The sequence below is a fragment of the Synechococcus sp. BSA11S genome, from assembly GCF_014224355.1.
Taxonomy (GTDB): domain Bacteria; phylum Cyanobacteriota; class Cyanobacteriia; order PCC-6307; family Cyanobiaceae; genus Regnicoccus_A.
On record NZ_VNWP01000031.1, the window covers coordinates 1 to 11,494 of the forward strand.

At 59.3% G+C, this 11,494-nt stretch carries 10 protein-coding genes; 6 read left to right on the forward strand and 4 right to left on the reverse strand.

Annotated elements, in window-relative coordinates; genetic code table 11:
- Positions 1-197 precede the first annotated feature (197 nt).
- On the forward strand, positions 198-2,336 hold the full coding sequence (locus FPZ61_RS14805; protein ID WP_370594297.1) for a heavy metal translocating P-type ATPase: 2,139 nt from the start codon (positions 198-200) through the stop codon (positions 2,334-2,336).
- Between the two features lie 66 nt (positions 2,337-2,402).
- Here the strand turns inward: FPZ61_RS14805 and FPZ61_RS14810 are convergent, their stop codons facing one another.
- Together FPZ61_RS14810 and FPZ61_RS14815 are read right to left on the reverse strand one after the other, a co-directional pair.
- Entirely contained in the window at positions 2,403-2,639 is a 237-nt protein-coding gene (locus FPZ61_RS14810; RefSeq protein ID WP_185467395.1) for a chlorophyll a/b-binding protein, read from the reverse strand.
- A gap of 229 nt (positions 2,640-2,868) precedes the next feature.
- The gene (locus FPZ61_RS14815) at positions 2,869-3,012 is read right to left on the reverse strand and encodes a chlorophyll a/b-binding protein (protein WP_006171031.1); all 144 of its coding nucleotides are present in this window, start codon (positions 3,010-3,012) and stop codon (positions 2,869-2,871) included.
- A 116-nt stretch (positions 3,013-3,128) separates the two neighbouring features.
- Here FPZ61_RS14815 and FPZ61_RS14820 point away from each other — a divergent pair, with 116 nt between their 5' ends.
- The 3 genes from FPZ61_RS14820 to FPZ61_RS14830 all read left to right on the forward strand — a co-directional run bounded on the left by FPZ61_RS14820 (position 3,129) and on the right by FPZ61_RS14830 (position 6,310).
- Positions 3,129-4,352 (forward strand): sodium:proton antiporter, encoded by a 1,224-nt coding sequence (locus FPZ61_RS14820; RefSeq protein WP_185467396.1) that lies wholly within the window; start codon positions 3,129-3,131, stop codon positions 4,350-4,352.
- 324 nt (positions 4,353-4,676) lie between these two features.
- Positions 4,677-5,273, forward strand: coding sequence for a hypothetical protein (locus FPZ61_RS14825; protein WP_185474891.1), 597 nt, complete (start codon positions 4,677-4,679; stop codon positions 5,271-5,273).
- A gap of 326 nt (positions 5,274-5,599) precedes the next feature.
- Positions 5,600-6,310: a response regulator transcription factor gene (locus FPZ61_RS14830; RefSeq protein ID WP_185467398.1), complete on the forward strand. Its 711-nt coding sequence runs from the start codon at positions 5,600-5,602 to the stop codon at positions 6,308-6,310.
- Positions 6,311-6,440: 130 nt separating this feature from the next.
- Here the strand turns inward: FPZ61_RS14830 and FPZ61_RS14835 are convergent, their stop codons facing one another.
- Positions 6,441-7,952 (reverse strand): hypothetical protein, encoded by a 1,512-nt coding sequence (locus tag FPZ61_RS14835; RefSeq protein WP_185467399.1) that lies wholly within the window; start codon positions 7,950-7,952, stop codon positions 6,441-6,443.
- Positions 7,953-8,824: 872 nt separating this feature from the next.
- Between FPZ61_RS14835 and FPZ61_RS14840 the strand changes: the two genes are divergently transcribed.
- Positions 8,825-9,484, forward strand: coding sequence for a hypothetical protein (locus FPZ61_RS14840; protein WP_185467402.1), 660 nt, complete (start codon positions 8,825-8,827; stop codon positions 9,482-9,484).
- Positions 9,485-9,697: 213 nt separating this feature from the next.
- Positions 9,698-10,459 (forward strand): flavodoxin family protein, encoded by a 762-nt coding sequence (locus FPZ61_RS14845; RefSeq protein WP_185467400.1) that lies wholly within the window; start codon positions 9,698-9,700, stop codon positions 10,457-10,459.
- Positions 10,460-11,062: 603 nt separating this feature from the next.
- On the opposite strand, the gene FPZ61_RS16020 is transcribed toward FPZ61_RS14845, so the two are convergent.
- Positions 11,063-11,374 (reverse strand): hypothetical protein, encoded by a 312-nt coding sequence (locus FPZ61_RS16020; protein WP_185467401.1) that lies wholly within the window; start codon positions 11,372-11,374, stop codon positions 11,063-11,065.
- Positions 11,375-11,494: the final 120 nt, after the last annotated feature.

Below are 11,494 nucleotides of genomic sequence, written 5' to 3' on the forward strand. Positions count from 1 at the left end.
GCCGGGTCCGCTTTTTGGCTGTGGACTGCTCGTAATCACCAAAACCGAACTGCTTGACGCCCATGAAGCCTGTAAACGGTTGGGATCACAAGGCCATTCTCGCGCAGGGTGGTGGGGTTTTCCAGAGTCTCCTTAGTGGATCAGGCGAGCAGCCGGAGCGGGCCAGCCTGGAGCCTCAGCAGGCCAGCGGGACGGAAGTGCTGATTCGGATCAGCGCGATGGATTGCGCCACGGAGGAGGCCGAGATTCGCCAAGCCCTCTCAGGTCTCGACGGAATCCACGGCCTGAGGTTCCTGCTCGCCGAGCGCGTTCTGGCCATCGATGCCGAAGCCGCTGCACTGAGTTCCGCCCTTGCAGCGATCCGCCGGCTTGGATTCAGCCCGGAGCCGATCAGCCCCGATCACCGGCCGTCTGCGGCCCAGACCCGCGCCGAACGGCAGCGCGAGCGAATCCGTCTGGGGAGCTCCCTGGCACTGGCGATCACGGCAGAGCTGCTGCATCTGGTCATTCCCGTCTTCCCGGGCCGCGAACTGCTGGAGATCGGGATCGCCATCGCCGCGATCGCTCTGGCGGGCTTGTCCGTGTTTCGCAAGGGCCTGGCCGCTCTGCGCCAAGGCCGGCTCAACATCAATGCGCTGATGAGCGTGGCGGTGATGGGCGCCTTCCTGATCGGTCGCTGGCCGGAAGCCGCCATGGTGATGGCGCTGTACTCGGTGGCTGAGGCGATCGAAGCGCGGGCGGTGGATCGGGCTCGCCAGGCGATCACCAGCCTGATGGCGATGGCCCCCGACGAGGCGGAGATCCTCCAGCAGGATCACCGGTGGCGAAGAGTCGCCGCCAGTGCGGCGGTGATCGGTGATCTGGTGCGCGTCAGCCCGGGCGAGCGGCTGCCGCTCGATGGCACCGTGCACAGCGGCGAGAGCACGATCGATCAGGCCCCGATCACCGGCGAAAGCCTGCCGGTGGACAAGAGCCGTGGAGATGAGGTCTTCGCCGGCACGATCAATCAGAGCGGCGAGCTCCAGATCCGCGTGACGGCTCCAGCCTCGCTGAGCACCCTGGCGCGGATCATTCAGGCCGTGGAGGAAGCCCAGGCTTCCCGGGCGCCGATCCAGCGCTTCGTCGATCGTTTTGCAGCGCGCTACACACCCGCGGTTTTCGCGGTCGCCCTGGCTGTCGCCCTGCTGGCGCCGCCCTTGCTGGGGTTCACACCTCTGCAGGCGATCTACAAGGCCCTGGTGCTGCTGGTGATCGCCTGCCCCTGTGCACTGGTGATCGCCACCCCGGTCACGGTGGTGAGCGGCCTGGCCACCGCCGCACGGCGCGGGATCGTGATCAAGGGTGGTCTGTACCTCGAGGAGGCCCGCAAGATCAAGGTGCTGGCGCTCGACAAGACCGGCACGATCACCCTGGGCAAGCCGAAACTGGTGGCCTTCCTCTTCCTGCAGGAGGGCGGCGATGCTGCTGGGCTGCAACAACTGGCCAGCAGCCTGGCGGAGCGCTCCGACCATCCCGTCTCGCGGGCCGTTGCTGCAGGTCTTGATGGGGAGCGACTGACGGTGGAGGCCTTCGAAGCCTTGCCGGGGCGAGGGGTGCGCGGCGTGATCGCGGGGCGACCTCTGATGTTGGCGAATCACCGCTGGGTCGAAGAACTGGGGCTGTGCTCGAGCGCACTGGAAGCCACGATGGAAGCCCACGAGCGACTGGGCCGCTCGATCAGCCTGCTGGCCGATGACAACGGCGTGCTGGCCATGATCGCCGTCGCCGACACCGTGCGGCCCAATTCAGCAGCGGCGATGGAGGCGCTTCGGGCCCTGGGCGTCATTCCGGTGATGCTCACGGGTGACAACGCAGCCACCGCCGCTGCGATTGCGGCCCAGGCAGGGATCCTTCGGGTGAAGAGCAACCTGCTGCCCCACGAGAAGCTCGAGGCGGTATCCGACCTGCAGGCCCGCTATGGAACGACGTCCATGGCCGGTGATGGGATCAACGACGCGCCGGCACTGGCCCAGGCGGATATCGGTTTTGCGATGGGAGCAGCCGGCACCCACATCGCCATGGAAGCGGCTGATGTGGTGATCATGAACGACGATCTGATGCGCGTGCCGGAAACCATCGCTCTTTCACAGCGCACCTTTCGAATCCTGCGCCAGAACATCGCGCTGGCGCTGGGAATCAAAGCTCTTGTCCTGATACTCACCCTGGCTGGAAACGCCACGATGTGGATGGCAGTCTTCGCAGACATGGGCACCAGCCTGATCGTGATTGCCAATGGCCTGCGTCTGCTGCGCATGCCGGTGGCTGTTCGGCTGGAAGGCCAGATCTGCTCGAGCTGATGAAGAGGGTGGTTACCCCCAGGCAAGGCCCAGGGGCTTGCAGTGATCCAGGCCAGGACCTGAGGATCAGAAACAGAACGGCAGGTACTGGGTGCGGCAGGCTGCATAGCCATCAACAAGGGCACCAAGGCCGATCTGGTGGGCAATCCCGAAGCCCGTCAGCCCCTCGACGACAATGCCGATCACAATACCGAGCATGGCGGCGCGGCCATTGAAAAGCTCAGCGCGTTTGAGCTGATCCAGATGGATCTGCCGGTCGGTGCGCGTTTGGAGGCTGGGTCCATTGACTGAAGTGTTGGTCATTGATCCTTGAAGTGAGTGGATGAAGGTTGGTCGTTAACTCAGGAGGCCTGGCTGCAGCTGCGCAGAAACAAGCCAGGTGCTGAACAAGCTGATGGTGAGGGTGGCGGCAATCTGATCTATTGCGCCAGATCGCTCGGACGGCTGAGCAGGAAGGCCACCATGCCGGTGAGGACAACCACGAGGGCGATGACGACGGCAGTGGCTGCGGTGTAGTCGGTACTCATGGCGATCAGCCCAGCCCGATCTGGGAAAGAATCCCCTGACCTGTGAGCAGCTCGGTGCCGAGCCCTATCACGAAGCCGAGCATGGCAAGGCGGCCATTCCAGGTTTCGGCAAAGGCGACAAACCCGAAGCGGGAAGCGGAATCAGTCATGAGCGTTACGAAGTGCTACAGACAATGTAACAGACTGTGAAGTGCGGTGAGCAGGCTGCTGGCGACCGCCAGCCACCAGACTTCAGGACCTGCAGCGGACGCCGCACACCCTGCCCATGCTCACCATCGAATCGGTCGAACTGCTCCTGCTGGTGGCGGCCGTGGTGGCCATGGTGGCCCGCAGGCTGCGGATGCCGTACAGCGTGGGGCTGGTGCTGGGGGGCCTCGTGCTGGCCTGGCTGCCCTTCGGCCTCGACATCCCCCTGACGCGGGAGCTGATCTTCAATGCCTTTCTGCCACCGTTGATTTTCGAGGCGGCCTTCTACATCTCCTGGCCGTCCCTGCGCAAGGACCTGCCGGTGGTGCTCACCCTGGCCACGGTGGGGGTGGTCCTCTCCGCCGGCATCACCACAACGGGGATGCATTACCTGGCCCATTGGAGCTGGCCGGCGTCGCTGTTGTTCGGTGTGCTGATCTCGGCCACCGATCCGGTTTCGGTGATCGCCACCTTCAAGGAGGCAGGCGTGCATGGCCGGCTGAGGGAGCTGGTGGAAGCGGAGAGCCTCCTCAATGACAGCACCGCCGCCGTGGGCTTCGTGATCGCGATCGCCTACGCCACTGGGGCCGCCATCACGCCGCTGGGCACAGTGCAGGTCCTGGCGGTCACGATCGCGGGAGGGGTGGCCTGCGGCGCCTCTTTGGCAGCGGCTGTGCTGGTCCTGGCCGGCCGCACCGAAGACCCCCTGGTGGAAATCACCTTCACCACGATTGCCGCCTACGGCTCGTTTCTGCTGGCGGAGCACCTGGAGGTGTCGGGGGTGCTGGCCACCCTCACCGCCGGAATCATGCTGGGCAACCTTGGCCCCCTGGGCGCCATCTCCCCCAAGGGGCGCGAGGCTGTGCAGTCGTTCTGGGATTACGCCGCCTTCGTGGTGAATTCCTTGATCTTTCTGCTGATGGGGATGCTGGAGGCGCACCAGAACTTCACCCGGGTCTTGCTGCCAATCGGCATCGCCATCGCCCTGGTGACCATCGGCCGCGCCCTCTCCACCTACGTCTGCTGCAGCCTGTTCCGGAGTTCACCTCTGCGGGTGAAGGCCAGCCACCAGCACGTGCTCTTCTGGGGCGGTCTGCGCGGGGCCCTGGCTCTGGCCCTGTCACTGGGGCTTCCCACAAGCCTCCCCTATCGCGACGACGTCGTGACGGTGGCCTTCGCCGTGGTGGCCTTTTCGGTGATCGTGCAGGGGCTCTCGATCACACCGCTGATGCGCTCCATCGGCGAGATCGGACCGACCAGCTCAGGCGACGCAGGGGACATCGCCCTGAACCCCAGCCTCTGAGGGTTTCCGGACAACAACCACAGCAGGTGTGCATGAGCTCCGCCACAACAGAGTCCAGCGATGACCAGCCCCGGGCGCACCCTGTTGCTGTTGCCATTGTTCTCCAGACTGCATTCTCATGACCACCACGACGTTGTCGATGCGGGCTCGCAGAGCAGCAGGCCATTGTCAGCCTTCATGCTGGCAGCGAGACGACTATGGCATCCAGTGAAAATGTCTTGTACCGATATCGTGATAAAGTATTAGTCAGTTAGCAAAGCAGACAGGGGGCAAGACTTGAGGATTGATTTGGATTCTGCAGGGACGATCAAACGCACAGCAGTCTTGAGCGGCACTGCCATGGCCGCCATGGTTCTGATCGGGTGCGGAAGCAGCGACAAGGGCGCAGACCAGGACTCCAATGGCGCTGCAAGCACTGTCAAGGCGGTGGTGGCCATCCCAGCAAGCCTCGCGCCCTTCGGCAATGGCTATCCCAACAACGGTGATCCCTGCCGTCGCCTTGGCGAAAGCGAAGCCACCATCAAGTGGCTTGATGACAGCGCCATGCTGGTCGGCTGCCCTACGGCAGCAGCCGCTGCCGCGCTTGGCGGCTCAACAGTCGCAGAATTGGATGGTGTCACCGTCGTTTCGATACCAACAGGCGATGCCAATGCCGGAATGGAAGGCTCGCCCACAACTGATCGTGCAGCATCAACTCCAGAACGCCAAAAGACAGCAGACGAACTCGAAGCGAAATGCATCGCAGAGGTCGAGAAGACCGTCGGAGCTCGAGTCACCGGCACGGTGTCAGAAAACGATTCCGAAGCTGGCACGCGTTTCATATTCAACGTTGATGGCGCCCAGGCACCGTGGCAATGCACTGGAAACTCCAACGGCAGCGTAGGGGGAGTGATGTACACGGGCGATGAAGGTGCGCTCTGACCGTGTAAACGGAGCAGTCCGCAGGCAGAGCAGTGCCGAGGTGATGACAGGCGCCATGTGATGATTCTGATCATTCCGGCAGCCCGATTTCAATAGCATCGCTTCAAGTGGAAGGTCTCCGGCTCGACCCGACACCAACTTGGCGAAGCAGCTTCGTTGCATCCATCGCAGCATGCTGGCAGACGGCGTTGGCAACCGATCGGCGTGATTCTCGCCCCCTCAGCCGGAATCAACACCCCGCCGCCAATGGGGTTCAGCAGGGTTTACGGACGTTGTGCCAACAGCCCCGCATCCGGTGATCATTGGGAGCTGACGTTGAACCACCCTTGGACCTGACGGACCTCATCCCGGAGATCCCCGCCTTGCTGGAGGAGCTGGAGGAGCTTCTGGCCGATCACACCACCGTTGCCTGCCTGGAGCACATGAAGTGGCTGGGGTCCTTCATGTGCATCACGCCAGTTCAGAAGAGCCTGGTTGGTGCTGCCACCACCGAGGATGAGGGTTTTCAACTGGTGCGGAAGCATCAGCCCAGGCTGCTGGTTGCCAGCCAGCAGCTGCAGCAGGGAACAGGGCTTTCATTGGTGGCCCGAACCGAAGCGCTGAATCCCTCCATCAAGACGTTGCTTGTGGCCGATGATTCCAGCGAATCCCTGGTGCGGGAGGCCCTGGCCAGGGGCTGTGACGGGATCTGCTTCCAATCGGAGCGCTTCATGCCTGCCCTGCGGGTCGTTGCCGGTGGAGGGGTCTACTACCCACAGCCCGTCGCGGCGATCCTGCGTCAGCAGGCACCACCCCCTCCAGTGGAACCCCTGACGGAACGGGAACGGGAGGTGCTCAACCGTCTGATGCTCGGCCTGAGCGACGAGCAGATCAGCAAGCAACTGGTGGTAAGCCCTGAAACCATCAAGACGCATGTGAAGCACATCTACCAGAAGCTTCGCGTCGACAATCGAACCAAGGCTGTGGTGCGCTCCATTGCAGCAGGTCTGATCAGCCTGGAGTCGGCGCTGGAGGGCTACTCACTGGCTTCGGGCTGACTGGAATGGAGGCATCGTCATCAATTCTGATGACAACGTCGTGCTGACTCGATAGGATGGGTTCTGATGAATGTGGATGATTCCTGGTTGGAGATGGCAATCATGCCAAGCGCTGGAGGCAGCCGCTGACTTACCAGACATTCTCAATCGCATTCATGACTCTCAGGTAAGCCGGAGAATCCTTGCTGTCATGAGCATCCTCAGGGCTGCTGTCATCGGGGATGGCACGCCTGGCGTTGTCGGCAACTACGGCATTGGCCACCAGTTGCAACGCTTCTGGGCGATCGAGATTCTGCAGTGCCTCAGTGTAACGACGACTGTGGGAAGGGCGGACCGATTCCTGGCAGTAGTTGGACAACTCGCGGCTCTCGGTCATCACCCGGAAGGCGACGGTCTTGGTGTCGCTCTTGCCGAAGATCGCCATGTAGAGAAGATTCACCATTGAAGCGTCATGGGCCTGAATGCTGTAATTGATTACAATCTGAGGCCAGTAGCGCAATGCCTTGAGGCCTTCAAGTCCTCCTTTCTTGACACCGGCCTGTTCACACCACTGCTCGAATTCATCGACATCATGGGGGCAACGTCCAAACTTGCGCATGCCCTCAGCCAGGATCTGGCCAGCCTGGAAGTTTCGGGTGGGCTTGCCACAGACAGGCAGCATCATGCTGCCGCGCACATCGGCAACGATCGCCGTGAGCTGGGTGAAGGTGTGGTCGCGGACTTTCTCCAAGTCGCCACCGCGGTTCAGGGTGGCTTCGATGCGCTGCACCCCATAGCCAAGCTCAGTGAGAGGGAACGGCTGGCGACCGTAGAGCCGTTGGCGGTCTTTCCGACGCATGGAAACGGAGGAAGCCTGATCAAGGCACTGGTCCAGCAGCAGGGTCAGCAAGGTCGGCAGAATGCCGGTATTTTCAGCATGATAGCCATAGCCGAAGCCCGCGAAGATTGAGGAGATATTTTTGGCGGCCTTGATGTACTGGGCTTCCACGTTATGGACACCCGGGGACACCTGGATGTTCGGCGATAGCCTGTCGAGCAGCCGGGCCCCAAGCAGAGCCGTGATCGCATTGGGATGGCAGAAATTGGCCGTGAAACTGTCCACAGGATCACGCAGAGCGCCGTGGCGATGGAAACCGGAAAAGAACGCCAGGTTGGGTTGTCGCTCGCAGAGCACATAGGAATCGTTGCGCAGGGGGTCGTGGCTGAAGGACCCCGCCAGGCAGGCCAGTACCACCTGCTCCCGCTCGAGCTCGCGCCGGAGCTCGCAAGCTTCGAGCAGGTCCTGCTCCATGTGGTTGCTGTTGGCGGTCAGCACCACCAGATCACAGAGCTCGATCAGGTCGCGCAGGGTGTATTCCTGCAGGCGGCCATCATGCTTGTGACACAACATTCGCTCCATCGTGGCCACGTGGGTCGGGTCCATGCCCGACAGATCACGCGGCGAGAAGGCCCCGAACAGAGAACGACCCGGCCGCGGTGCCAGCAGCAAGTGGTCGCCGCCACCATGCATGGCGCTGTTGTAGGCGAGGGAAGCTGGGTAGAGGCCAATGCTGTAGAAGCCCACCACGCCCTGCTCAAGGCCAAGGATCCTGCGTCTGACGGTGGCCTGGTCAAGGGAGTCGGCGAAGAAACTGTTGTGCATCGGCTAGGTTGGTTTGTTGGCTGCGGACCCCGCCTTCATTTTGCGCCCATGGAATGGGGCCGGAGTGAATGAGACACATGATCAACTTCGGGAGGCTGGGCGAGAACCCTCAGGGGCTGGATGGTCATGTCAGCATGAGACACAACATCCTCGCTGGTGATCAGTTCAGCTCCCAATCTTCCTATCGACCCACTGTGTTAACACATAAACACCAATAAACATCGGCAGATAGGCGATCCACATATTAGGGAGGTTTAGCTCAGAATTGTTGATCAGGACAAGACCAGCATAACTGATCAGGCCATAGATTGTTGCTCGACGTAGTGGGCCAATAATTTTCTTCAAGCACAGTTCTCCAGTAAAGCCTACCGATTGTAGCTGATACAGACAGCTGGATCACGTCCCCTGGTCGTTATGGTCGGCTTCTCCAGAGTGTTTGGGCCAGGAGAATCGTCCATGACAAAGCTGAACAACTGCCCGATGACCTGTGGTTCCCGATCCAGGGTGATGAGTCAGACAGCAGTGAGGGGCTGAACTCCTGGGTGATCCAGTCCCCCCCCTCAGGGGTGTCGGCAGTGGCGGTAGGGCCTGCTGTGATCGTTCAGGAGCCATGATGGAGTGATGGCATCTTGATGCAATGCCAAGCCATTCGACTGACGGTGGACAATCCCGCCACTTGACCATCCACAACGGCCACAAGATACAGACGGCTTCGGATCACAGCAATCTTCACTGCCATGCATGAAGCACCTTGTGCCGCCCAGCTCGTTGAGACAGAACATCCAGAGACAGTGGCTTCTGGAAGCTCCGATGAATCTGCGAGTATCGTTTTGAATCGAAATGTCCTGACGAATCTCGGAAAGCTGGGGTTGATGAGCTCCCTGTTCGTGGTTGCAGGGCTGGCTTTGGCTCCTACGGTCGTCAATGCGGGCCCAAACGGAACGTGGCTGTCCAAGCCTCAGATCTGGTATTACAACTCGACGCAAACGCTTACCCATGTCATGGCCCAGATACGTGCAGAGAAATATAAAGTAGTATTTCTCGATTTTCGGAATGTTTCCGAACCAATGCAGCAGACGACAGCCCAAGAAGCGCGACGGCACGGGTTAATCCCTGTGGTCTGGGTGCAGTCTCCTCAGTATCGATCGATGAGCATTCAAGACTTGATGCATGAAGCCCGCCACGGTGATGGGATCCAAGTTGATGACCACTTCTTTGCAAATTACCGCTTGTCGGAGTTCTATGCGCTGCGGCGCCTCTATAGCAAGGCAATCTTCTGCAGTATTCAGTCCTTCCAAACCAGGCTAATTCCCCTTCACGGGTGCAACCAGCTTGATGTGCAATGCTACACGCCCCAAGTGTTCCAGCGGTGTATCAGGCTTGCTGAGAGGCTTGGTGCTGTGGTGAGTCTATCGACAAAGAACACCCTTGGATATCGGAGAAGCCTAGGACGCCGACCGTTCAATACTTTTCTCTGGCCAGGGAGGATAACCCGAGCAGCAGAAGATTATCAGAGAAATCACACACCCTGAGTCAACCCTAGTCTTGAGGCAGAAGCAATGGAACTTCCTGGATCAAGAGTGAAACGCCGAAGGCTTCAAGATATGGATAAGGTGCTGATCATAAAATGGGAATCATATTGGCACTCGGTACGACGACGATAAGATTCACTGTTTACACCACGCAAAGGGACACTGGCGCAGGCCGCTGATTGTTAACATGGACTCATGTCATGTTAGCGTTCCATGCCAAGTGAACAATGTAAGGAAAAACTCCTCAGCCTGAGTGCAGATCCTCCTTCGCACTACTCTGACTTGAGGGCCCTGATCCTCAACTGCACTCTCAATCGAACACCAGTCCTCTCTCATACCGAAGGAGTCATTAGTATTGCCCAAAGCATCTTTGATTCAGTGGGTGCCAGCTGTGATTTAATTCGTCCAGTGGACTATGAGATACCCGCAGGACTTGGAATTGATATGAGCCAGACACCGGAGTGGGACCGGGATGACTGGCCTCAGATTCAGGAGAGAATTGATCGGTGCGACATTCTTCTGCTCTGCACCTCAGTCTGGCTAGGGGAGAAAACATCTGTCTGCAATCGTGTTCTCGAGCGCATGTACGGATATACCCATCTGGTTAATGACAAGGGTCAATACCGTGACTACGGCAGAGTGGGAGCCACCTTGATAACCGGAAATGAGGATGGTATCAAGCACTGTGCTATGAATATCCTTTTCTCCCTCTCCCACATTGGCTATACAATTCCACCACAGGCCGATGCTGGATGGGTTGGCGAAGCTGGCCCTGGACCCTCCTATCTCGATCCAGATTCGGGTGGTCCGGAGAACGACTTCACGAACAGGAACACCGTGTTCCTGACCTGGAATTGTCTGCACCTAGCCAGGATGCTCAAGGACAAAGGCGGCTACCCGGCACATGGCAATGTGCCGGCCGAATGGGATGCAGGCTGCCACAAAGAACAAGGGAGTCCAGAACATCGAGCATGAGAGGGCTCACCCTACTCATTTCTGATACATTTTGGATTCAGTCCCTTCGGTAACCAATGCCATGCCATATCTCATGGCCGATATTCCTGCTGATGGGTTCTTACTCATGGTGCCATATTCTCAAGGATTACGCTTCTACGACCCTTCTTCTGGATCAGTGCATTGGTAGCTTATCGCTCTATGAGCAGCTCTCAGCTTGTCCTCAAATAACGGCTGATCCCGCCAAAGCAAGACGATGATCTCCACTCTCTTTGAAATGACATAATTTTTGCGATAATGGCTATTAATTCAGTAGTTATCCGTCGAGTCATGGTCGCAGAAGGATCATCAACCTGGTGATGGTGGCAAGCCGGATCTGTTCCATCTGGAGGTCTTGCACCAGCCGACGATGGAGCTCCCGCTCATTCGAGGCCGTGCTTGGGGCCATCATCCACGTGACCTCCAAGCCGGAGCAAAGCCTGGGCTGATTCACTCTTTACCCTTGGAGGAAGGCCTGGGCGGTTGCCGGGGGAGCTGGATCGCAGAGCGAGTACCACTGCTCCATCAGGTGGATCCTCAGCATGGTGGCCTGCGGGTACGGAGGCCTTACGCCCATCTTGGTCGTTACATCTTGGTCGTTTTTGGACAGCAGGGCTCGATCAGCTCAATCAGTGCCTGCAAGGGAACCACAGGCTCAATCTCTGCCAGGAACTTCTCCCGCTTGGTGCGCTTCTTGGCTGTGCTCTGCTCGTAGTCGGTGAAACCGAGTTCCTGCCACCGATCTACCCAATCCTGGTCTGCGATCACAGGACCATTGTCGCGCAGACAAACCAGGTTTTCCAGGATCTCCCTAGATGTCTTCAGGGCACCTCGAAAAATCAACAAGACACTTGATTGCGACATGATGCCAATTATGCTCGGTTCAGCAATCTTCACGACAACCGTGGGTCAGAGAGGCTTTTGGGACGAGCAGCAAAGAGTCACAAAGCTCCAGGACAAAAAGCCAGTTCTCAAGCGTCTGGCTGATTCTATCCCCTGGGAATCATTCCGCCCACT

Bases quoted from the DNA above. Each gene is read 5' to 3' on its own strand.
- FPZ61_RS14845 (WP_185467400.1), top strand. From the start codon at position 9,698: ATGCCAAGTGAACAATGTAAGGAAAAACTCCTCAGCCTGAGTGCAGAT.
- FPZ61_RS14820 (WP_185467396.1), top strand. From the start codon at position 3,129: ATGCTCACCATCGAATCGGTCGAACTGCTCCTGCTGGTGGCGGCCGTG.
- FPZ61_RS14810 (WP_185467395.1), bottom strand. From the start codon at position 2,639: ATGACCAACACTTCAGTCAATGGACCCAGCCTCCAAACGCGCACCGAC.
- FPZ61_RS14835 (WP_185467399.1), bottom strand. From the start codon at position 7,952: ATGCACAACAGTTTCTTCGCCGACTCCCTTGACCAGGCCACCGTCAGA.
- FPZ61_RS14840 (WP_185467402.1), top strand. From the start codon at position 8,825: ATGAGCTCCCTGTTCGTGGTTGCAGGGCTGGCTTTGGCTCCTACGGTC.
- FPZ61_RS14815 (WP_006171031.1), bottom strand. From the start codon at position 3,012: ATGACTGATTCCGCTTCCCGCTTCGGGTTTGTCGCCTTTGCCGAAACC.